Source organism: Citrobacter sp. HN-141 (assembly GCF_033341895.1).
GTDB lineage: Bacteria > Pseudomonadota > Gammaproteobacteria > Enterobacterales > Enterobacteriaceae > Citrobacter.
This window is the reverse complement of the sequence record NZ_JAWPBF010000009.1, coordinates 1-21775: the sequence shown is the minus strand read 5'-3', so window position 1 is coordinate 21775 and position 21775 is coordinate 1. Positions and strand designations below refer to the sequence as shown.

Below are 21775 nucleotides of genomic sequence, written 5' to 3'. Positions count from 1 at the left end.
GCTCCTCAGTTGAATTGCATTTCGGGCACAGTGTCGGGAACGATCAGTTTTCCAGCGGTCCTGGCAACAATCTCCTCAACGCTGATGCCCGGCGCACGTTCGCGCAGGATGAATGCGCCGTTGGCGATCTCCAGTAGCGCCAGGTCGGTAAGCACGCGTTTAATGCAGGCCACGCCGGTTAATGGCAGGGTGCAGGCGGGGAGCAGCTTGGACTCACCGCTTTTGGACGCATGCGTCATCACCACAATGATGTTTTCAGCCCCGGCCACCAGGTCCATTGCGCCGCCCATGCCTTTCACCATTTTTCCGGGGATCATCCACGACGCAATGTTGCCATTGGTGTCCACCTCAAATGCGCCAAGCACCGTCAGGTCAACGTGACCTCCACGGATCATGGCGAAAGACTGGGCTGAATCGAAAATTGCCGCGCCTTTACGTGCCGTCACGGTCTGTTTCCCGGCGTTGATCATGTCGGCATCCAGTTCGTCTTCGGTCGGAAACGGGCCCATCCCCAACAGACCGTTCTCCGACTGCAGCATCACGTCCATACCCTCGGGGATATAGTTGGCCACTAAGGTTGGAATACCGATCCCGAGGTTGACGTAATAACCGTCGCGCAGTTCCCTGGCGACACGCATCGCCATTTGTTCACGTGTTAACATGGTCAGGCTCCTTTCTGGCGCAGGGTGCGTTGTTCAATGCGTTTTTCAAACTGTCCCTGAATGATGCGGTTTACGAAAATTCCTGGGGTATGAATCGCCGCAGGGTCCAGTTCACCGGGAGGAACAATTTCTTCAACTTCCACGACAGTAATGCGCCCGGCGGCGGCCATCAGCGGATTAAAGTTCTGGGCAGTGTGGCGGTAGATAACGTTGCCGTACCAGTCGGCTTTCCAGCCTTTGACCAGCGCAAAATCACCCGTAATAGCCTGTTCCATGATGTAAGGCCGGCCGTCAAATTCACGTACCTCTTTGCCTTCAGCGACGGGTGTACCGTATCCCGTGGCGGTGAAAAACGCCGGGATCCCCGCACCGCCGGCACGTAACTGCTCAGCCAGCGTGCCCTGCGGGGTCAGAATGGCTTCCAGTTCGCCGCTCAATACCTGCTTTTCAAACAGCGCATTTTCGCCAACATAGGACGCCACCACTTTACGTACCTGACGTGTTTCGAGCAGCACACCGAGGCCAAAACCATCCACGCCGCAGTTGTTTGAAACGACGGTCAGTCCCTGAACCTCCCGACGGCGTACTTCGGCAATCAGGTTTTCAGGAATGCCGCATAAGCCAAAACCGCCCGCCAGTAGCGTCATGTTGTCGGTCAGCCCAGCCAGCGCCTCTTGGTACGTGGCGACACGTTTATCCAGTCCAGCCATACACTTGTCCCTCCAGTTGTCCTTGCCGACATCATTGGGGGTGAAAAATGATTTGTTAATTTTAAATTTGTGACTCACTCATTGGGTTTTTTTATCAATTTAATGTTAATTAAAGGTATTCAATAGGTTAAAGGAATGAGAAATGGGAATGAGCATCAAACAGTTACGCGCGTTTTTAGCGGTAGCTCACACTCTGAATTTTGCTCATGCCAGTGAACGACTGAATATGTCGCAACCTGCGTTAAGTCTGGCGATTAAAGGGCTTGAGGACTCGTTGGGCGGAGCCTTACTGCTGCGCACGACGCGCAAAGTCACCCTGACACAGGAGGGCGAAACGCTGCTGAATATGGGGAGGCAACTGCTTGCTGACTGGGAGAATACTGAAGAAGCGATGCGTCAGCGCTTTACGTTGCAACGCGGTAAAATCTCCATTGCTGCCATGCCTTCGTTTGCGGCAAACGTCTTGCCACAGGTACTGAAAACCTTTCGGGATTGCTATTCTGGTATTAACGTGACGGTTCACGATGTCATAAACGAACAGGTCATTGAAATGGTGAGTGAAGGACGGGTGGAGATGGGGATCGCCTTCGAGCCTGATTATTCAGGACAACTGCACTTCACGCCGCTCGGTGTCGATCGTTTTGTGGCGATCGTCCCGCCAACGTCCAGGCTGGCGGGGCGAGAGCGTATTGCATGGCGCGAATTGCTGACGCTGGATTTTATTACGCTGCAACGTCCATCTGCCGTGCGGCTGATGCTGGAAGAACAACTGGTGCAAAGCGGACATACGCTGGACGTAGCGCTGGAAAGCCATCAACTGGTGACCGTTGGCCGTATGGTGGCAAACGGATTGGGCGGCAGCGCAGTTCCCGCACTGTGTCGAACACAAATGACGGAACTTGGCGCAACCTGTATAGAGCTTGACGGTCCCGTGATCCAGCGGCGGATCGGGGTGCTGCGTTCGGCACACCATAAATTATCAACCGCGTCAGGAATGCTGGTGGATGCGCTGAAAAAGGCGTATCTCGCCTGAAAATGCGCAGTCAACAGATATCAATGGCGCGCCAACAGCGAACTTCCCGTCCGGCTTCATTTTTCAATAATGTCTGTTTTTTTTCACATCCGTGGGTTGCCAGCGGGCATCTGTCGCGGAAAAAACAGCCTTGCGGTAGTGTTCTGTTGCCAGGGAGTTCGGTTTTACGCAGGACTAAATCTTCAGCCAGTGGCGTACCCGTTTTAGGCACCGAATCCAGCAACAGACGGGTGTAAGGATGCGCCGGATGCGAGAGAACCTGCTGCGCATCGCCCAGCTCGACAATTTGCCCAAGATACATCACCGCCACACGGTCGCTCATATGCCGGACGACCGATACGTTATGCGATATCAGCACAAACGTCAGATTCCGCCGAGCCTGCAATGCAACCAGCAGATTGAGAATTTGCGCCTGTACCGAAATATCCAGTGCCGACGTCGGCTCATCAAGGACAATCACATCCGGCTCCGATGACAGCGCGCGGGCGATGGCAATACGCTGGCGCTGCCCGCCGGAAAAGGCATGCGGCAGGCGATCGAGGTATTCCGGACGAATCCCTACCTGTCGAGCCAAACCCTCGGCCAGGGCGCGGCGTTCGCGTTCAGGGCTATGCTTTTGGATCCATACCGGCTCAGTGATTATTCGCCATACCGGCAAACGCGGGTCCAGGGACGAAAGCGGGTCCTGAAAGACCATCTGCATACCGTTATGCTGTTTGCCACCGCCGCAAGAATAGCGCCCCTGGCTCGGTTTGAGCATCCCCATCAGCAGTTGTGCCAGCGTACTTTTACCGCAGCCAGATTCGCCAACAATCCCCAGCGTTTCCCCCTGGCGGATTTGTAAATCCAGACCGTTGAGTGCATGCACCCGCTCTGTTACTTTGCCGAGCCAGTTTTTCCGCGCGGGGAAGTTGATATGAACATCCTGCAGGTCCAGTAAAATATCAGACATGTGTTGTCTCCAGTTGTGGATACCAGCAGGCGGATTGTTGATCCGCACCGCCCTGGCTGCATAAATCAGGTGTTTCTTCACAGCGAGGCCCCGCGGCAAAGCAGCGCTCGCGGAATGCGCATCCGACAGGTAAACAGGTTAAATTCGGTACGGTACCCGGAATCGCGGGGAGCAAAGCACGCGGTTCACCGTGCTCAGGCGCACATTTCAGGAGGCCAATAGAGTAGGGATGCGTGGGGTGCTGAATAACGGTTTGCGTCGGGCCGCTTTCAATCACGCTCCCGGCATACATAACGTATAACCGGTCACATAATTGCGAGACAACGGCCATATCATGGCTGATAAACAACACGGCGGTACCGCTGGCCCGTGCTTTAAGCTTCAGTAATCGCAGTACCTGAAGCTGTACCGTGACATCCAGCGCGGTAGTGGGTTCATCGGCAATGATCAGGTCTGGCTCGCAGGAAAACGCGAGCGCAATCATCACGCGCTGACGCATCCCCCCAGAAAGCTCAAACGGGAAGCGGGACATCACTTCCGGGGCATCCGGGATTTGCATTTCTTCCAGTAACGCGATGGCTTTCTGTCGGGCATCCGTGCGGCTCAATGCCTGATGATGACGAATGACCTCCACCATTTGTTGGCCGATTCGTCGTGTTGGATTCAACGCCGTCATCGGCTCCTGGAAAATCATCGCCACGCGCTGGCCGCGCCACTGGCGCATTTGTTTTTCGCTGGCAGTTAAAACATCTTCACCCAACAGCGTAAGGCGCCCCTGATGGATACGATAGCTTCCTTCGGGTAACAGACGCATGGCGAGCATGGCCGTGACGGATTTCCCTGAGCCAGACTCACCGACCACGCCGACAATTTCACCCCGTTTGATATGTAGCGACACATGATTCAGCGCATGCACATCCGCTTTATAACCGGGGAAGCTCAGGTGTAAATTCTCGATCTCCAGGACAGGTTGTGTCATGACTGTTTTCCTCCGGTTTTCGGATCCAGCAGATCGCGAATACCATCACCAAAGAGATTAAAGCCCACGGCGGTAATCAGAATGGCGGCACCAGGAAATGCGCAATACCACCACTGGTCAAGCACGTAGTTTCTACCAATCGCCACCATCGCGCCCCATTCAGCGCTGGGTTGTTGGGCGCCGAGCCCAATAAATCCGAGCGTGGCGGCCATCAGGATCGCACTGCCAATATCCAGTGATGCCTGCACAATCAGCGGGGGAAGTGAATTGCGTAAAATATGCCAGCTGATCAGATGCCAGCGTGATGCGCCATAGGTTCGTGCGGCCTGTACATAAGTAAACTGACGAACGACCAACGTTTGACCGCGCGCGAGACGTACATAGAAAGGAATACGCACAATCGCAATCGCCAGCATGGCGTTGAACAGGCTTGGCCCTAATGCGGCGGCCAGTGCCATTGTCAGTACCAGCGAAGGAATGGACAGCATAACATCCATCAAACGCATGATGATCGCATCGGCACGTCCGCCCATCACGCCAGACAGGCATCCCAACAGCGAGCCCAGCCCGCCAGCGATACCAACCACCACCAGACCGGCGACAATTGACTGCTGACTTCCGACCAGGACGCGACTGAACAGATCACGACCCACTTCATCGGTGCCAAACCAGTGGGTGGCTGACGGAGGCAACAGGCGTGCGGTCAGATCGATAGCGTTAGGATCGTAAGGGGTGATCCACGGAGAGAGCACCATTAACAGTAGCATCAGTACAATAATGACGCCGCCAATCAGCGTCAGCGGACTGCTCTTCATCATCCAGAATAGCTTTGCCCAGTCAACACGGCGGCGGGTCGCTGGTGATGGGGCGGGTGTTTCTTGTGTGAGCATCACTGTGCACCTCCACGTCCGATTCGCGGGTCAATCCACAGGTAAAGGAGATCCACCACCAGGTTGACCAGCACATACGCAAAAGAGACCACCACGGCAAATCCCATGACTGCCGGGAAATCGAGCGCCTGAATGGAGGTCACGACCCAGGCGCCCATGCCTGGCCAGGCAAAGACCGTTTCGGTCAGTACCGCGCCATAGAGCAGATCGCCCAGGGCCAGACCCAGCACGGTTATTGACGGAATCAACGCATTCGGCAGCGCGTAACACAAAATGATGTACCAACCCGGTAAACCACTGGCCCGTGCGGTGCGGATGTAATCTTCGCTCAGTTGTTCCAGCATGGCGGAGCGAATCTGTCGGGCAACGATCCCTAAGTGCACAAAGGCCAGCGTCAGCGACGGCAGGATCAGGTGCTGCAGGGCATTGAAAAAGACCTCGGCGTTGCCTTCCAGCAGCGCATCAACCAGATAGAAACCGGTGACGTGCGTGGGGGGATCGAGCCAGTCATCAAGCCGTCCGCCGCCGGGTAAAATCTGCAAATGGCCATAAAACAGCACGATAACGCCGAGGCCCAACCAGAATGCCGGGGTCGAAATACCGGTAATAGCCATCAGGCGGACAAGGTGGTCGAGCCAACGGTTGCGCCAGACAGCAGACAGAATACCCAGCGGGATACCGATGATCAGCGCCAGCAGCAGAGAGCAGAAGGCCAATTCAAGCGTGGCAGGGAAGAATACGCGCAGTTCATCCAGCACCGGACGTCCGGTGCGAATGGAGGTGCCTAAATCACCCTGAAAAATATCGCTGACGTAACGGAAAAACTGAATATACAGCGGCTGATTCAATCCCAGCTGTTGGCGAATATTTTCGACAATTTCATCGCTGGCGCGATCGCCGGCCAGCAGCCGTGCGGGGTCGCCCGGGATCAGGTGCGAAATAATAAAAGTGATTACACAGACACCGGCAACCACCAGGATAAGTCCCCAGCATCGCTGGCGTAAAATGCTCCAGAACGTCATTGGCTTCCCCTTGCGGAGCCAAATCGGCTCCGCATTAACGTGGCTTATTTACTCATGGTGGCGATGTTGAAGACCTGTTCCAGCATGGGGTTGAAGACAAAACCTTTGACGTCTTTATTCATCGCCAGCTGGTAGTTTTTCTGGAATAAATAGACGTAGGCCGCTTCATCAATGACGATGGTTTGCGCCTGCTGGTAATCATTGGTTCTGGCAACCTGGTCGGTGGTGGCCAGCGCGCTGCGCAGCAACTTATCGACCTCACTGTTTTCATAGAATGAACGGTTACCTGGTAAGCCTTTCTTATCCGACTCGAACCAGTAGTTCATGAACATGTACGGGTCAGCAAAGTCCGGGCTCCAGTTACCGATGGCAATGTCATAGTCACCTTTACCGACGCGATCGCGCATGGTGGCATTCGCCAGTTTTTCCAGTTTCACCTTAATACCTAACTTGCCGAGGCTGGCCTGAGTGGAGAGAGCAATCGGCTCCCAGTTCGGATCGTTATCGGAATACAGGAAGCTCAGGGTTTCGGGTTTGTTGGCAACGTTACCTAATGCTTCTTTTGCTTTCGCTTCATCAAAGCTGTACTGCATGGCCTTGTCATCAAAACCCCACATTCCCTCAGGAATAGGACCACGCATTTGCTTGCCGTTACCGCTCAGTATCCCTTTCACCATCCCCTTATAATCCGTGGCCCATGAGATGGCGCGGCGCAAATCCACCTGATTGAGCGGCGCTTTGCTGTTGTTCAGGTATAAATAGGTCACACGCAAGGATGGGTAATCCGCCACGTTGACTTTACCTTCCTGTTTGAGGGCAGCAAGCTGGTCAACAGGGAGTGCATCGGCGATATCAATATCGCCCCGGGACAGTTGCAAACGACGGGAAGCGCTTTCTCCGATGATTTTGACCGATACGCGTTTAAACGTGGGTTTAGGGCCGGAATAATGTGGGTTGGGCACCAGCACCAGTTGTTGTCCTTTTTGCCAGCTCTTCAACATAAAGGGACCAGACCCGGCCGTATTTTGTGCCAGGAATCCACGGGCATCATCCGCAGCATGCTCTTTTAAGATAGCCGGGTTGATAATTGAGGCACCGTCATTGGCCAGCGTATATAAGAACGGCGCGAATGGCTGACTAAGGGTAAATTTCACCGTGTTGTTGTCGATGGCATCAACCTTCAGATCTTTCGGGAATGCCTCAGCCGGCCCTTGACCGATCTTGAGCAGGCGCTCAAAAGATTGTTTTACTGCATCAGCGGTCACTGGCGTGCCGTCAGCGAATTTAGCATCGCTTTTCAGGGTAAAGGTCCATTCTTTTTGGTCATCAGACGCTTTCCAGCCGCTGGCCAAATCACCTTCAACTTCCGTGGAGCCTTTGCCGCCCTCTGTTTTGTACTGAACCAAACGTTGATATGAGGGATAAGTCACCGTCCAGTCGTTGTTATCAATTGTGACCGCAGGGTCGAGCGTTTGTGGATCGGCGGCTTTACCGATAACCAGCATGTCTTTAGGGACGGCGGCCTGCGCGGCAGGCAAGGCGACCGCCAGCGCAACGGCTAACAGAGCGGGGCGAAAAAACGCGGTTAACGCAGGTGTAGTCTTCATAACCAGGCTCCAGAATTAAAGGGGATGTTGTGTTGTTATAGACGTGACAGTGTAACAAGCTATTTGATCGTCAAGCAGTGGGTAACGCGCGGCATTCGGCAGTTCGAAATGCCACCACTCGCTGTTGATGCCGACAAAACCGCCGCCGAACATGATGGCATTGAGCAGCAGTCGATTACGCTGCGCAGCCGGAGGAACTGAAGGGTGCCAGGCATGGGAACGGTCATGCATTTCATCAAAACCGGCCCCCATATCGAGCACATTACCGCGAGCGTCCATCAGCGTGACGTCAATGGCCGTACCCCGGCTGTGATTTGAGCCGATCGCCACATCCACCACATACTGCGGATCCGGACAGGCATTCCACAGTATCGCCTGCGCCTGCTGTGGGCGGTACGCGTCATACACCACCAATGACAAACCCGCCAGCTGCGCGATGCTGATGCTTTTGGCCAGCGCAGTGACGGCCTCGGAATGCAGCAGGCAGCGCGCTTCCTGGTAGATAGGCGCGCCGGTAATGTTATCGGCTGTAGCGTATTTCAGATCGATATGCAGTGACGGGAATATCACCGACAAATCGACCAGTTGTGGGGTATCTGACATAGCACGTTTCCTGTTTATTGTTCGAATTGACCAAATTGTTGTTGTAACTGGCGATTAGTTTGCAGGCGTCCCGCGAGGGAGTCGCCCAGCTGCGCGACCACCGCGGAGAGTAATAGGTTGAACAGGCAACTTACCGGCGCAAGCGAATCCCAGAAGTGCCCGGTGTCCGTTTTCACCTGAAGTAAATCAATGGCATAGTCTCTGGCCCAGGGGCACCAGACATCCGTGATTAACGCGAGAGGAATGCCGCGCTCACCGGCAACGCGGCAATATTGTCGGGATGTCGCCGAGTAAGCGCGCGTATCGGTGATCACCACATAAGGTTGATTAAATCCCGAGTTCAGCGACTCAACCCAGCTACCGGAAAGCCCTTCGGAGTAACTCACTTTCGGGCGCAGATATTCCAGATGGCTAAAAAAGGCGTTGGCGATCCCGCGGGTGGACTGGATCCCGAGAATATAAACGGCTTCTGCCTGCGCTAATTGCTGCGCAATACGTAAAAATGTCTCGCTTTGCGCCAGTTGGTAGACGTGGGTGATGGCGTCAATTTCCAGCAGCAGCGACTGTTGCACGCGATCAGGAAGATTTTGCTGCTGGTGCCAGGAGTCCAGGCGCTCGTTCATTCCCCAGGGCTGATAGGGGATTGCAGGGATTTCACGCAGGCTGGCTTTCGCATCTTCCAGGTTACGAAACCCGAGTTTACGCAGGTAGCGCCCGACGGTAATGCCGCTGGTTCCTGCTGCTTTTGCGATGCCGTCTGCCGTTTCAAAAGGGATCTGTGCAGCGTGCGCTAACAACCAACCGGCAACGCGCTTTTCGCTGGGCGTTAACTGGCTAAAGGTCTGTTCTATGCGGGTAAATAACTCAGGTTTTGATGTCATTACCATCTCGCTGTTAGTTGTTTGTCAGATACCGCTTCACTGTTACCGGATTAACAATGCAGGACGCGTGCCAGGTCGGCGACAGCGCTGCGTCGGCGTTCTTTGTTAAAAAACATAAATTTCCATTAACTAATGATCAACATTTGTGCAGCGTAGTTCAGTTTTGGTGCAACGGTAGGGGAAGTGAGGGATGAATCTGCTGATTTCGTCGTAACGATCACATTGTGTGCAACATTTCTTATCAGACATCAGAATCAGTAATGTGAAATATAAATTTCAGCCATATCGATGGCCGTAATCTTTATTCTTTCGATGGTGGGAGTATTATTTTTTGCGAACTACATTAACGGTTTAAAGCGCAAGTGTAGATATTATCTGGATTTTAAATGGAGTACTACAATGAATAAATTCTCCCTTTCTACAGCAGGCATCCTGGTCGCAGCGCTGTTAACCAGTGTAAGCGTCAATGCAGCAACTGATAACGCTAAAACTGAAGTCACTCCGAAAGGCATGAGCTGCCAGGAGTTTATTGATTTGAACCCGCAAACTATGGCTCCGGTTGCTTTCTGGGTGCTGAATGAAGATGAAGACTTCAAAGGCGGCGACTTCGTTGACTATAACGAAACCATCACTACAGCTGTGCCTCTGACCGTTGAACTTTGCAAAAAACATCCGCAAAGTGAATTAAGCAAAATAAAAGAAGAAATCAAAAAAGAATTATCTAAATAAGATTAACTATGTATTAAAACCCAGCCAGAGTGCTGGGTTTTGCTATTCGTGACAATGTCACTTATTTATTTCGTAATACTTAAGAAAACGTTATAAAGATATAAACTCCTGTGCCGATACTGGGTAAAAGTTAGCCTTTTGCAGAAGGAGTTTGTATGGCCTGGTATCCTACTCGTATTTCAACGCGGTTAACCATTGGCGGCATCCTGCTGCTTGCGGTGACCACCCTTGTTATTGTTGCAATTATGCTCTGGCGTGGTCAGCCACGGGTCGTTGAAATCAATACCGCCCTGATAGAAGAGACAGGGCAAGGTTTAACCCGTCAACTGAGTACGGTGCTTTCTCGTATCGAGGGCGAAACCGTCAGTCTGTCACGACTGGCCGAAGTACTGCCTAATGATGAGTCTTTGTATCAAAGCGTGGTTCCACACCTGATTGGCGAAGACAGCCACTCAATTATTACCGGCGGCGGGATCTGGCCGGAGCCAAACGCGTTTACCCCGGGAGTCGAGAAACGTAGCTTTTTTTGGGCGCGCAATGCTGAGGGCAAGCTTGATTTTTCGAATGATTATAATGCCGAAGGATCTGCCGGTTATCACAATGAAAGTTGGTATCAGCATGCGAAGGGTCACTCACAAAACAGTTGCCTGTGGTCTGATGTTTACCAGGATGTCAGTTCCGGCGTGAACATGGTGACATGCAGTATTCCGTATCAATTAGCCGGTAAGTTTGCCGGTGTGGCCACCACCGATATTCGTCTGGATAACGTTGCGACCTTTATGCAGCAGCAGGGCAACAGCACCGGCGGCTACGCATTTGTGGTTGATAAACAGGGGCAGATCCTCTATTTCCCCCAGACCGATCAGACAAAATACAAAACCTTTAGCGATCTGGCGCAAAGCGCACACTGGCTGGCCCCGGTAGAAGCCGGGCTGAAATCGCTTCGCGCGACTGATGGCGTAAAAACCATCACGCTGGAAAGCGACAACGTACTGAATGCCCCGTCACGCGTCATGTTGTTCCCGATGGCGGATACTGGCTGGGTCGTGGGGCTGGTGACACCGGAAACGCGCATCGTTGGCCTCGCCAAAGTCATGATGCAGGATGTGCTGGAAGTGCTGATCCCGATTATGACCGTGTTGCTGGTAGGATCATGGCTGGTGGTGCGTCGCTTGATCTCTCGTCTCGATGATACTCGTCGCGCGCTCGATGATATCGCACAGGGTGAAGGCGATCTTACCCGACGTCTGGATGTTCACGGTAAAGATGAGATTTCGGATATTGCGGAAGCCTTTAACCTGTTCGTCGATAAAATTTCCGCCATTCTGATCACCGTCAGAAGCAGTAGCGTAGTGGTAGCTAATAACGCCGTCAGTCTGGCCGACAGTAACATGGAGCTGTCTTCACGGGTTACTCAGCAGGCGGCCGCGCTGGAAGAGAGCTCGGCGGCGATGGAACAGTTAAATGCGACCGTTCATCAAAATGCGAGCAACACGCAACTGGCAGATGAACTGTCCGACAACACTGCGCAAACGGCGAATCGCTGTGGCGACGTGATGCAGGGTGTGATTTCGACAATGGATAACGTCAGTGCCTCGTCCGGTAGAATGGTGGAAATTGTCGCCGTCATCGACAGTATTGCATTCCAGACCAATATTCTGGCGCTGAATGCCGCCGTTGAAGCCGCCAGAGCGGGGGATGCAGGCAGAGGATTTGCGGTTGTCGCATCAGAAGTTCGTACCCTGGCACAGCGCAGTGCCACTGCTGCCCAGGAAATCAAAGCGTTGATTGATGAGTCCGTTTCACATGTTGGCAGCAGCAGCCAGCAAATCCACAATGCAGGTGAGCGCCTGGAAGAGCTGGTCAACAACGTGCGTCAGGTTAGCCAACTGATGGGTGAAATCCGTGTCGCGGGTGACGAGCAGCGCAAGGGCGTTTCCGAAGTCACCCTCGCCGTCACCGAAATGGACAGCACCGTGCAGCAAAACGCATCGTTGATTGATGATGCCGCCACACGAACCCAGGTGCTGAAAGAAGAGGCGGAACAATTAGCGTTACTGGTTTCCTCATTCAAATTGCCGGAGCCTTCAGCGGCCTAATCCCCACGTAAAGTATCCGGGTGCATCGTCTGCGCCCGGACAACACCAGGCTACACTTAACGTGATTAACACGTCAGGAGCCAGAATATGGCTGAGTTTGTCGTAGCGATGCTGGTGCACACACCGGTGTGGGTATATGTCTTGTTGGTCTTCCTGTTATTTCGGGGGATTAAAGCCAGGATACCCGCAACGGTTACGCTGGAAAAGCTGGCGCTGATCCCAGCGCTCTTTCTTTTTTGGGATATTTACGATCTGGTCACTTACCGCGATCGGTCCATCAGCACGTATCTACAGTGGATGGTTGGTATTATTAGCGGCGTGATTGTGGGCTATATGTTGATAAACCCCAGCCGTCTGGCACGCAGTACCGCACCACGCAGCATTCATCGCCCGGCAGATTACTCTGCATTACCGTTCATGATGTTGGCCTTTGGCATCAAATATATACAAGGTGTATTGAATGCTATCGCTCCCGATATTCTACGCCAGCCGGTAATGAGCGCGTTGGCAATCATTACCGGTGGCGTGTTTGCCGGGGTGTTTATCGGGAAGTTTATCCGTTACGTCAGCGTTTATCTCCGCTCACCAGCCCCCGGCAGCACTTAGCGTCCCCAACGTTCACGAATATAGGTCACGGCTTCCTGGGTTTGCGGTTGGTTAAGATAGTCCTCCCGAAACAAGATAGTGCCATTAATATGCGGTTCGGACTCGTTCAGATCGAGTTGCTTTTTCAACTCCGGCACACCGCCTTGTACCGTCCAGTCTGGTTCTTTTCGTGACGGCTCACCCACTTTATACAGCGCAACGCCTATATACAGGCGGGTATGGGTGGATTTCACCACGCCAGCCCACCATTTTGCCAGTACATCATAACGCGCCGCATCACGGGCGAAAGGCCAGTACAGTTGTGGTGCAATGTAATCCAGCAGACCTAATTGCACCCAGCGCCGGGTATCGGCATACGATTCATCATACGCGGCCGCCCCTCGGGTGTCGGAGCCTGCCGGATCGTGGGAGCGATTACGCCACACGCCTGCAGGACTGACGCCAAACTCCACGTCAGGCTTAAGCTTTTTGATGGTCTGTGAAACCTGTTCGATCAGCCGTTGCGTGTTATGACGTCGCCAGTCTGCTTTTGAATCAAAACCCTGACCATACTTTCTGAAAGTCTGGCTGTCGTTTAGCGTCGAACCCGGCGATTCGGTATAGAAGTAGTCGTCAAACTGCACGCCATCCACCGGGTAATTCTCAACAACTTCCGCCACGATGCTGGTTATCCAGTCGCGCACATCAGGAATACCCGGGTCCAGTACAAAACGTTCACCCGATGTCCGGATCCAGTCGCGATGCAGGACATAAACACTGGACGGATTCTGCGACAACGTGCGATTTAATTCTGCAACCGTTGAAGGTTTCGTATTGACGGAGACGCGGTAGGGGTTAAACCAGGCATGAACTTTCATCCCGCGTTTGTGCGCCTCATCGAGCATAAATTGCAACGGATCGTAACCAGGATGCTGGCCGATGGTACCAGTCAGGGTGTCTGACCAGGGAAGAATTTTGGATTGCCACAGCGCAGTGCCGTCCGGTTTTACCTGGAAAAAGACGGTATTGATCCCTAGACGTTGCAGATTATCCAGCTTATCCGTCAGCGCTTTTTGCTGCTGGCTGATGCGGATGGCGGGCGAACTGATGTTTACGGATGAGATCGGCGGCCAGTCCAGACGGGAAACCGTTGCCAGCCAGATACCACGAACCGGCTCTTTGCTCTGTTGTGGGGTTGTGACCGGGGGGGGAGGGGTAACCTTCGGCCCTGGCGGTTGTGAAGAGCAACTGCCAAGTAACAGCATACTGCCAACCAGTACAGCAAACCATTTCACATTGGTTAGCGGTAGCGTGTTGCGGGAACGGGCGAGGAGAGTCGCCAGTTTTTTCTGATAAAAACCTGAAAAAAAACCGGATGCTGACATCGGATTTTGCTCTTATTTTTTCTTGTTGCGGCTGTTAGCCCAGGGATCAATAGCAGGAGCGGTGGGTTCTGATGCAACGTCATGCAGAGAATCAAGATACAGTGCTTCAACTTCTGCCCGCGCCCACGGCGTACGACGCAGAAACTTCAAACTGGATTTAACGCTCGGTTCATTTTTAAAACAGTTGATGTTTATCTGTTGGCCAAGTTCAGCCCAACCATAACGATCAACCAAGGCATTGACCTGCATTTCGAGCGTCACGCCATGTAAGGGGTCTTTAGAAATATGAGCATTCATATGAAGTCCAGTTCAGTGGTTCCAGATTTTGTCAGTAGTGAGACGGGAAGAAGGTTACAAGAAAGCAAAGCTGCCAGCAACGGCAGAAAGCGGTATGGCGCGACAAGCCGTACGCCATACCGGCAATGGATGGATCAATACTCTTTAAAAGCCAGTTCCAGACGGGCAATCAACGGTTTAAACAGGTAGCTTAAAAAAGTTCGCTCGCCGGTCTTGATGGTCACGCTCGCGGGCATACCCGCTTTAATCTTGTAATCGCCCAGCAAACGCGCTCCTTCTGCGGAAACTTGCACTTCGGCGAGATAATAGGGCTGTTGCGTCGCTTCATCAATTAAACGATCGGCTGAGATGGTCAGAACTCGGGCAGGCACGGAAGGTAACAGCGCATGGTTCAGGGCAGGAAACAGCACGTCAACGGTTAAACCTGGGGCCAGTTTATCAATGGCATGTACGGGTATTTTGGCATCGATTTGCATCGGTTGTCCGGCGGCAACGATATCCATGAGATGCTCACCGGGCTGAATCACACCGCCGACGGTACTGACTTTGACATCCAGAACGACACCGTTGATTGGGGAGCGAATCTCCGTGTTATCCAGTTCATGGCGGGTAGAAACCAGTTCATCCTCCAGCATCGCCACTTCTTTTTGGTTTTCAGTTAGTTCGGACTCAACTTCGCGTAAATACTGATGCCGTACCTGATACGCTTTGATTTTTAATTCGTTTTGCTGGGATTTGAGTTTAGCAATGTTCAAAATATCTTCGGACACACTGCCGGATATTTCGGCCGCCTCGCGCTCCAGCACCAGTAATTGCGCCTTGGGATAATAGTTTTTTTCACTCAGCGCCCGAATCGCGCCCAACTCACGATTAATCAGGTTGAACTGGTGATCGCGGTATCCTTTTATTTTATTAAGATTATCCGTTTGCCCGACTAGGCCTTCGAGCGTCTCCTGAATCATGGACAATTCATCCTGAATCGTTTTGCGTCGCGTATCGAACAGTTTGGCCTGTAGATTCCTGACTTCTGCCAGCCGTTTATTACCGGAAAACTGCTGCGTCAGCATGGAATTAAATACGATTGCCTCCAGGCCATCTCTTTCTGCTAACAAACGATCTTCAATGCTTTTGGCGGAAATATACTGTGCGTTTAACGCGCTGTAGCGCATGTCGAGTTGCATCTTATCCAGGCGGACAAGCACCTGATTTCGCTTAACCAGGTCACCCTCTTTAATAAAAATATCCGTCACTCTACCGCCGCTAAGATGCTGAATAGTTTTTCGATTACTGGATACGGTTACCGTACCGTCCGCAACGACACCCGCATCTAAAGGGGCTTGCACTGCCCAAAATAAGAAACCACCCACCCCCAGCACAATGACAACGACACCGCGAACAATAGGGGACCAGATGTTGGTATCCACACCGGTGACGTCCGCGTTATTGGGATTCTTTTTCATCTTCATGCCTCGCGCTGCTGTTCGTTGATGGATGAAGAGGGTGTTGCCACTGGTTTCAGCACGTTAGCCTGGCGCAGATGGGCGAAGACCTGATCGCGTGTGCCGAACTCCTGAATAGCGCCGTCATTGAGCAGTAAAACTTTATTGACCACACCGAGCAGAGTAGGACGGTGCGATATAATCACGGTCGTTTGTCCCTGTGTTCGCAGCGTGTTGATGGCTTTAATGAGAGCAAACTCCCCGGCATCATCAAGATTGGCATTCGGTTCATCAAGGACGATAAATGCGGGGTTGTTGTAGACAGCACGCGCCAGCCCAATACGCTGGCGCTGCCCGCCGGACAACTGGTATCCACCTGCGCCGAGCGGTGTATCGTACCCCTGCGGCAGGCGCAGGATCATCTCGTGTACACCCGCCAGAAGTGCGGCCGCCACGATCAGTTCGCTGTCATTTTTCGTAAAACGCGCAATGTTCTGTGCGATAGTGCCGTCAAACAGTTCAACATCCTGTGGCAGATAGCCTATCGAGGGCCCCAGCAGGGCTTTATCCCACTGGCAAATATCTGCACCGTCCAACCTGACTTTTCCTGATAACGTCTTCCAGACACCGACCAGTACTTTCGCCAGCGATGTTTTTCCGGATGCAGAAGGACCGATAATCCCCAGCACTTCACCTTGTTCGAGTTGAAAGGAGATATTACGCAGCAACGGGGCGTGTTGTCCGGGAGCTGTCGCAAACACGCCTTCAACGCTGATGTTGCCTTGCGGACGCGGCAGGGTCAGCACATCTTGCGGGGCCGGATACTCCTTTAGCAGTTCCGATAACTGATGCCACGCGCTACGAAACTGGACAAACTGCTTCCAACTGCCAATGACTTGTTCTACCGGGTTCAGGACGCGTCCAAGAATAATCGAGGCGGCGATCATCAGGCCTGGGGTAATATGCCCACCAATTACCAGCAACGCCCCGGCGCCCAACGCGACAGATTGTAGCAACACGCGAACAAATCGGCTCAGGCTGCTTAACCCCGCCGTTTTATCGGCGATCTGTGTTTGCAATGCCAGCACTTTATTATGCTGTTCCTGCCAGTTTGCTTTTAGGGTGGAAAGCATACCCATCGCCTCGATAGCATCTGAGTTTTGCAGCTGTTTATTCAGCCTGCTGGCATTATTGATGGTTAAGGCATGGGCTTGTTGAATCGGGCGCTTAGTGGAGAACTCTGAAACCAGTGTCAGAATGAATAATAGAGTGATTCCGCCCAGAGACAGGTATCCCAACAGGGGATGTACCAGAAAGGCAATAAACAGATAAATCGGCGTCCACGGAATATCCAGCAATGAAAACAAGCTGTTCCCGGAGAGAAACTGGCGGATCTGATCGAGCTCGGCTAAAGATTGTGCCGGGTTGTTATCACCGGTGGACATTTTTCTTCTAAAAGCCGCATTAAAAACTAATTGGCTGAGCTTTATATCCAGCCTATTTCCCAGTCTTACCATAACCTGTGCACGAGCGGATTCAATCATGGCAATAATAATGTACAAACCGACAATTAATAAGGTGAGCATTAGCAGCGTCGTGGTGTTTTTACTCACCAGTACGCGATCGTAAACCTGCAACATATAGATTGCCGGCGCCAGCATAAGCATATTAATCACACAACTAAAAAACAGCAGCATCAGAAAAGTAGGTTTCGTTCCTTTTAATGCATCATTCAGTTCTGTTGGCGTATGCTGGCGCGACATAGTCTTCTCCTTATACGATCAATGAACTATTGCCATTGTTGCTGGCAAGGGTAGTCGGCATTTCCAGATAAAAATCACCCATATTAACGGTGGTCGAATTGACGCCAACTAACGTGATAGTGTCAGTGCCGATGGTCACGATAGTGTTGCCGTTATTTCCGGTGATAGAGACGCTGCTGGCAAAGTTCTCCGCGTTAATGCCTAGCAAAACGAGGTCAAGGAAGTCCTGTCCGCCATTGGGATTACTGTCGAAACCCGTGATACGGTCCTGGCCGAAGTTGGCTCCGAAGGCGAAAATATCACTTCCGGTTCCGCCATCCAGGATATCGTTTCCTTCCTGACCATTGAGAATATCGTCGCCATTACCGCCAGAGAGGGTATCGGCACCCGCGCCGCCAATCATAACGTCGTTACCGTTCCCACCCTGCAGGTTATCGGCGCCATCGCCGCCATCCAGGAAGTCATTTCCGATACCGCCAAACAACTGGTCATTGCCGCCCATACCGAACAGATAGTCATTACCGCTACCGCCCGTGATGATGTTGGCGATTGAATTACCAGTACCGATAAAACTACCGTTCCCGGTAAAGACCAACTCTTCCACGTTATCGGTCAGGTCATAACTGCTGAGAGTCGTGCGGACAATATCCGTCCCGCCGTTAAGATCTTCGATCACAACATCACCAAAATCATCAACGATGTAGGTATCATTCCCTGTGCCGCCGGTCATACTGTCAGCGCCAAGACCACCGTCCAGGGTATCGTTACCCGCGTCACCTTGCAGCGTATCTTGTCCCGCCTGGCCGGAGAGAGAGTCATTACCCGCACCGCCGACTAACAGGTCATCACCCGCGCCACCCAGTAAGGTGTCATTGCCGTTTTCACCGCGCAGGATGTCACTCCATGCGGTACCGATGAGCGTATTGGCACCATTATTACCTACGTTCAGATCGCCCACAGGCTGCGTGGTTGTCGACGTCAGGATAACCGGGGGGTTACCTTCATCATCTACGACAGTGACGACCACCTGCAACGTGCGGCCGACCATAGCCTGGCCTGGCGTGAAGGTGGCTGATGTTGCGCCGTTGATGTTGACGAATCCGGTCGGTGAACTCATTCTCCATTGGTAGCTGAAATTTCCGCCGCTCAGGCCATCCGCGTCGGCGATACCCGAAACCACCGCCGTCAGCGTCAGACTTTCCGTTGGCGTGAGGTCATTAATCACCGGCGCACCTGTTGTTGCCTGATTTCGTGGCAGGACGGCCTGAGTTTGTGCTGACACTAAGGTCTCGGCATCGCCCATTCGGTCATTGAAACTGGCGACAACACGCAGCGGAGCGCCCTGGATAGCGCCGGGAACGCTGAACTCCACGCCGGTTGCCTGATCCTGCCATTGTCCGTTAATTAAAGCCTGCCATGTCATGGTGATTGCGACACCTGGCGCAAGACCGTTGCCATCGAGCAGATTTGCTACGTTAACCCGTAACAGGTCACCAACAGATGGGTTTGCACGACTGATTGCCAGGTCGCCCGTCGCGTGTTGCGCCGTGACCCACAGCTGTTGACCATCGCCAAACTCCAGTTTTTCGATATTCAGCAGACGGTCAACACCATCATTCAGGTTCAATGCAGCATTGGGGGTGGCGTGATCGACTCTGAGGCTACCATCTGCCATTCGGGTAAAGGCGTAGTTGCTACTGACATCGCGATACACTGCCACGTCAGTTTCCGTGCCATCGCCCTCATGCAGGATTTCGCGCACAATCGACAACTGGTTCGGTTTCAGCGTACCTGCCAGCATGTACGATTTCAGCTCAGCCATGCTTTCGGTGCTGGTGAGCCCTGGCATACCTGAAACAGCAATACGCACGTTCAGCCAGGCGTCGCCATCAATGATGTCATTGCCGGCTTTACCCATAATGCGGTCGCTACCGCCGCCGCCGAGTAAAATGTCACTGCCATCGTCCGGATTGAGTAACACCGCATCCGGATTGGCTGAACGCGCGACACCGAGAATAGCCTGCAGACCGTCAATTCTGTCGGCACCTTCCTGGGTCAGATTATTAGAGAGGGGGACACCCTGAACCGGTGCAGTACCGATCGGTTGTTCCGTCCCGGTCAGGATATCATTGTGTTTCCAGCCAGACAGACCTTCGACCAGGTCAAAACGGTCGCGCAGAATAAACTCCTGCTGGTTGACGAAAATCGGGATACCCAGGTCAGAGTTAGCGCCATTAGGATCGCCTTTATGGATCGCCCAGTCGAAACCGGCCATACCATTATTACGCTGGATACCCGCGCCCTGAACCATGATGTCATCACCGGCTTCGCCATCGTAGTCCGTATCGTTACCCTGACCGTTCAGGACATCGTGACCAATAATGGTGCTGTTGAAGAACAGCTCAGAGTTATCACCCGCGAGTGTGTCAAACCCATCACCACCTTCCAGCCAGTCATCGCCCTCATTACCCATCAGGAAATCACCACCCGATCCCCCAAGTGCAAAGTCGTTGTCCTGCCCAGCGAAAACCTCCTGGGCATCTTCACCGACCACGACGAAGTCACTGCCCGTGCCGCCAAAGACCAGATCGTTTCCGTTACCGGAGAAGATCACATCGTGCCCGGCATCACCATGGAGGAAGTCAGCATCGCCTACGGGTGTACCGGTGTCCGTAATGATGTCATCGCCATCACCACCGTGGACCACATCCGCTTCATCGCCGCCGTCCAGACGGTCATCACCACCATCTCCCCACAAGCTGTCGATACCTTTCCCTCCGATGAGCGTATCGTTCCCTGCGGTACCGCCAAGCACCACATGACCATCGCCGGTATATTTCAGATAACCACCATCGGCGAAACCGTCACCGTCCACATCCGCCCCAGGATCGCGTCGTACCAGCAACGGCGAGAGCAGATCTTTCAGCGGATTTCCCCATTTAGGGTCGATTTCCGTTTGCAGCACGTGGTTTACTTCGAATATATGGTCTGGGGTCTGAAACAGGTTAGCAGGCAGGTGAGAGGAACCCTCTTCACCGAGATCGCTGTTGCGCATAACCAGGGCAGAAAACGAGTTGGCTTCCAGTTCGTTCAGTAAATTCAATCCTTGTACCCGACTCAAATAGTAGAAACGGTCGCCGTCCTGCAACATTTCCATCTGTGTTTCGAAGACAAAATTGAAGGTTGATCCGAGCATGCCGCCAAATTCATTTTTGCGTTCAGCAAGCCCTCCAATCCAGAAATCGACCTTATTCAGACCCGTTTCTTTGCTGGCCCATGCGCCGGTACTGTTGAAGAAATCCATTGCGTCTGCTGGTGGAGCGTTGTTGGCATCACCAAATAACAGGAAATTAACCGCTGCGCGTTTACCCTCCAGGCTGGTGGCATTGAGGATCAGTTCGTGCTGACCATAGGCGGCCATAAAGTTGATTATGGAGGCCGGGTTTTTCAGGTATGTGGTGAAATCGGCCCAACTGGTATACGGCCGTAGCTGGCTATCGCCGCTTAATGCAAAGAACTGTTCACGGGCCTGGTTCAGCGACGGCATAGCCGTATCACGTCCACGGGCAATGTTAAGCGCCCCCAAATCAAGCGGCAGGCCAATCAGGTTATTACGCAAGGCGTCAGTAATAAACTCATCAATCTCGTTACCGACTTGTCGCGTCATACCCCGAACAATCGCGCCGATGGCCTGTTCATCGGACACGGTGGCACCGTTAATTTCATTAAATGCCACTGGATTGAGAAATGCGGCAATCAGACCGATATCACCGTTTTGCATGTCAATGTCGGTACGCGCTACGGTTTCTGTGAGCATTGAATGCCCGAAGCGATAAACCACGTGCGCAAATTCAGCAAAGATCTGCGGGTTGATATCAGCCGTGTTTGAAAAGACAAACGGATCGACGGCAGGTTGTACGGTGCGAGCAAACTCCTCGAAAACGAGGTGCTGGTACTGCATTTCTGTGGAGAATCGCCCCGCCTGGAAGAGGTATTCACCGTTCCAGACCAGCGTACTGGTGTCAGCGGGGAGCTCAGTGATTTGATGTGAGGGCATCAGCCGGTAATGACTCCAACTTATTGGTAGTGTTTTATGTTCAGATAATGCCCGATGACTTTGTCATGCAGCTCCACCGATT

18 protein-coding genes and 1 pseudogene are annotated in these 21775 nt (G+C 52.8%); 4 read left to right on the top strand and 15 right to left on the bottom strand.

Annotated features, from left to right (window positions below; all coding sequences use genetic code 11):
• Positions 1–5 precede the first annotated feature (5 nt).
• Both RYZ59_RS12440 and RYZ59_RS12435 read right to left on the bottom strand, forming a co-directional pair.
• Entirely contained in the window at positions 6–662 is a 657-nt protein-coding gene (locus tag RYZ59_RS12440) for a CoA transferase subunit B (protein ID WP_318048134.1), read from the bottom strand.
• A gap of 2 nt (positions 663–664) precedes the next feature.
• Positions 665–1372, bottom strand: coding sequence for a CoA transferase subunit A (locus RYZ59_RS12435; RefSeq protein WP_048211658.1), 708 nt, complete (start codon positions 1370–1372; stop codon positions 665–667).
• 142 nt (positions 1373–1514) lie between these two features.
• Here RYZ59_RS12435 and RYZ59_RS12430 point away from each other — a divergent pair, with 142 nt between their 5' ends.
• Entirely contained in the window at positions 1515–2405 is an 891-nt protein-coding gene (locus RYZ59_RS12430; protein ID WP_061067901.1) for a LysR family transcriptional regulator, read from the top strand.
• A gap of 10 nt (positions 2406–2415) precedes the next feature.
• On the opposite strand, the gene RYZ59_RS12425 is transcribed toward RYZ59_RS12430, so the two are convergent.
• From RYZ59_RS12425 to RYZ59_RS12395, 7 genes are read right to left on the bottom strand one after another with little or no spacing between them, the layout of a single operon-like run.
• The gene (locus RYZ59_RS12425; protein ID WP_318048128.1) at positions 2416–3357 is read right to left on the bottom strand and encodes an ABC transporter ATP-binding protein; all 942 of its coding nucleotides are present in this window, start codon (positions 3355–3357) and stop codon (positions 2416–2418) included.
• On the bottom strand, positions 3350–4336 hold the full coding sequence (locus tag RYZ59_RS12420) for an ABC transporter ATP-binding protein (protein ID WP_318048126.1): 987 nt from the start codon (positions 4334–4336) through the stop codon (positions 3350–3352). Before RYZ59_RS12420 ends, RYZ59_RS12425 begins: the two co-directional genes overlap by 8 nt.
• Positions 4333–5229, bottom strand: a complete 897-nt coding sequence (gene ddpC, locus RYZ59_RS12415; protein ID WP_318048123.1) for a D,D-dipeptide ABC transporter permease — start codon at positions 5227–5229, stop codon at positions 4333–4335. Before ddpC ends, RYZ59_RS12420 begins: the two co-directional genes overlap by 4 nt.
• A complete protein-coding gene (locus RYZ59_RS12410) occupies positions 5226–6248 on the bottom strand; it encodes an ABC transporter permease (protein ID WP_137383060.1) in 1023 nt (340 codons plus the stop codon). The genes ddpC and RYZ59_RS12410 overlap by 4 nt, the downstream gene beginning before the upstream one ends.
• A 44-nt stretch (positions 6249–6292) precedes the next feature.
• A complete protein-coding gene (locus RYZ59_RS12405; protein WP_318048120.1) occupies positions 6293–7855 on the bottom strand; it encodes an ABC transporter substrate-binding protein in 1563 nt (520 codons plus the stop codon).
• A 15-nt stretch (positions 7856–7870) separates the two neighbouring features.
• Positions 7871–8458 carry a D-alanyl-D-alanine dipeptidase gene (ddpX, locus tag RYZ59_RS12400; protein WP_137383062.1) on the bottom strand — a complete coding sequence of 196 codons (588 nt, stop codon included), beginning with the start codon at positions 8456–8458 and terminating at the stop codon, positions 7871–7873.
• A gap of 14 nt (positions 8459–8472) precedes the next feature.
• A complete protein-coding gene (locus RYZ59_RS12395; protein WP_137383063.1) occupies positions 8473–9339 on the bottom strand; it encodes a MurR/RpiR family transcriptional regulator in 867 nt (288 codons plus the stop codon).
• 399 nt (positions 9340–9738) lie between these two features.
• On the opposite strand from RYZ59_RS12395, the gene hdeB reads away from it, so the two are divergent.
• The 3 genes from hdeB (at position 9739) to RYZ59_RS12380 (ending at position 12773) form a co-directional block, all read left to right on the top strand.
• A complete protein-coding gene (gene hdeB / locus RYZ59_RS12390) occupies positions 9739–10068 on the top strand; it encodes an acid-activated periplasmic chaperone HdeB (RefSeq protein WP_005122660.1) in 330 nt (109 codons plus the stop codon).
• Between the two features lie 155 nt (positions 10069–10223).
• Positions 10224–12167, top strand: a complete 1944-nt coding sequence (locus tag RYZ59_RS12385; RefSeq protein WP_318048115.1) for a methyl-accepting chemotaxis protein — start codon at positions 10224–10226, stop codon at positions 12165–12167.
• An 87-nt stretch (positions 12168–12254) separates the two neighbouring features.
• Complete coding sequence (locus RYZ59_RS12380; protein WP_318048113.1) at positions 12255–12773, top strand: hypothetical protein; 519 nt, start codon at positions 12255–12257, stop codon at positions 12771–12773.
• On the opposite strand, the gene RYZ59_RS12375 is transcribed toward RYZ59_RS12380, so the two are convergent.
• The 6 genes and pseudogenes from RYZ59_RS12375 to RYZ59_RS24775 form a co-directional block, all read right to left on the bottom strand.
• The gene (locus RYZ59_RS12375) at positions 12770–14137 is read right to left on the bottom strand and encodes a glycoside hydrolase family 10 protein (RefSeq protein ID WP_318048111.1); all 1368 of its coding nucleotides are present in this window, start codon (positions 14135–14137) and stop codon (positions 12770–12772) included. The two genes, RYZ59_RS12380 and RYZ59_RS12375, sit on opposite strands and share 4 nt — an antisense overlap.
• 12 nt (positions 14138–14149) lie before the next feature.
• A complete protein-coding gene (locus RYZ59_RS12370) occupies positions 14150–14434 on the bottom strand; it encodes a VF530 family protein (protein ID WP_318048110.1) in 285 nt (94 codons plus the stop codon).
• A 134-nt stretch (positions 14435–14568) separates the two neighbouring features.
• Positions 14569–15894, bottom strand: coding sequence for an HlyD family type I secretion periplasmic adaptor subunit (locus tag RYZ59_RS12365; protein ID WP_318048107.1), 1326 nt, complete (start codon positions 15892–15894; stop codon positions 14569–14571).
• 2 nt (positions 15895–15896) lie between these two features.
• Positions 15897–17636, bottom strand: coding sequence for a type I secretion system permease/ATPase (locus RYZ59_RS12360; protein ID WP_318048104.1), 1740 nt, complete (start codon positions 17634–17636; stop codon positions 15897–15899).
• A 10-nt stretch (positions 17637–17646) separates the two neighbouring features.
• Positions 17647–21696 (bottom strand): annotated as a pseudogene (locus RYZ59_RS12355) (peroxidase family protein); the annotation flags it as partial.
• Between the two features lie 17 nt (positions 21697–21713).
• On the bottom strand, positions 21714–21775 hold a 62-nt coding region (locus RYZ59_RS24775), incomplete at its 5' end, for an IS1 family transposase (RefSeq protein WP_071528444.1).

What these genes read in the sequence shown, in the direction of transcription:
- RYZ59_RS12440 (WP_318048134.1), bottom strand. Translation starts at nt 662, where the DNA reads ATGTTAACACGTGAACAAATGGCGATGCGTGTCGCCAGGGAACTGCGC.
- RYZ59_RS12435 (WP_048211658.1), bottom strand. Translation starts at nt 1,372, where the DNA reads ATGGCTGGACTGGATAAACGTGTCGCCACGTACCAAGAGGCGCTGGCT.
- RYZ59_RS12430 (WP_061067901.1), top strand. Translation starts at nt 1,515, where the DNA reads ATGGGAATGAGCATCAAACAGTTACGCGCGTTTTTAGCGGTAGCTCAC.
- RYZ59_RS12425 (WP_318048128.1), bottom strand. Translation starts at nt 3,357, where the DNA reads ATGTCTGATATTTTACTGGACCTGCAGGATGTTCATATCAACTTCCCC.
- RYZ59_RS12420 (WP_318048126.1), bottom strand. Translation starts at nt 4,336, where the DNA reads ATGACACAACCTGTCCTGGAGATCGAGAATTTACACCTGAGCTTCCCC.
- RYZ59_RS12410 (WP_137383060.1), bottom strand. Translation starts at nt 6,248, where the DNA reads ATGACGTTCTGGAGCATTTTACGCCAGCGATGCTGGGGACTTATCCTG.
- RYZ59_RS12405 (WP_318048120.1), bottom strand. Translation starts at nt 7,855, where the DNA reads ATGAAGACTACACCTGCGTTAACCGCGTTTTTTCGCCCCGCTCTGTTA.
- ddpX (WP_137383062.1), bottom strand. Translation starts at nt 8,458, where the DNA reads ATGTCAGATACCCCACAACTGGTCGATTTGTCGGTGATATTCCCGTCA.
- RYZ59_RS12395 (WP_137383063.1), bottom strand. Translation starts at nt 9,339, where the DNA reads ATGACATCAAAACCTGAGTTATTTACCCGCATAGAACAGACCTTTAGC.
- hdeB (WP_005122660.1), top strand. Translation starts at nt 9,739, where the DNA reads ATGAATAAATTCTCCCTTTCTACAGCAGGCATCCTGGTCGCAGCGCTG.
- RYZ59_RS12385 (WP_318048115.1), top strand. Translation starts at nt 10,224, where the DNA reads ATGGCCTGGTATCCTACTCGTATTTCAACGCGGTTAACCATTGGCGGC.
- RYZ59_RS12380 (WP_318048113.1), top strand. Translation starts at nt 12,255, where the DNA reads ATGGCTGAGTTTGTCGTAGCGATGCTGGTGCACACACCGGTGTGGGTA.
- RYZ59_RS12375 (WP_318048111.1), bottom strand. Translation starts at nt 14,137, where the DNA reads ATGTCAGCATCCGGTTTTTTTTCAGGTTTTTATCAGAAAAAACTGGCG.
- RYZ59_RS12370 (WP_318048110.1), bottom strand. Translation starts at nt 14,434, where the DNA reads ATGAATGCTCATATTTCTAAAGACCCCTTACATGGCGTGACGCTCGAA.
- RYZ59_RS12365 (WP_318048107.1), bottom strand. Translation starts at nt 15,894, where the DNA reads ATGAAAAAGAATCCCAATAACGCGGACGTCACCGGTGTGGATACCAAC.
- RYZ59_RS12360 (WP_318048104.1), bottom strand. Translation starts at nt 17,636, where the DNA reads ATGTCGCGCCAGCATACGCCAACAGAACTGAATGATGCATTAAAAGGA.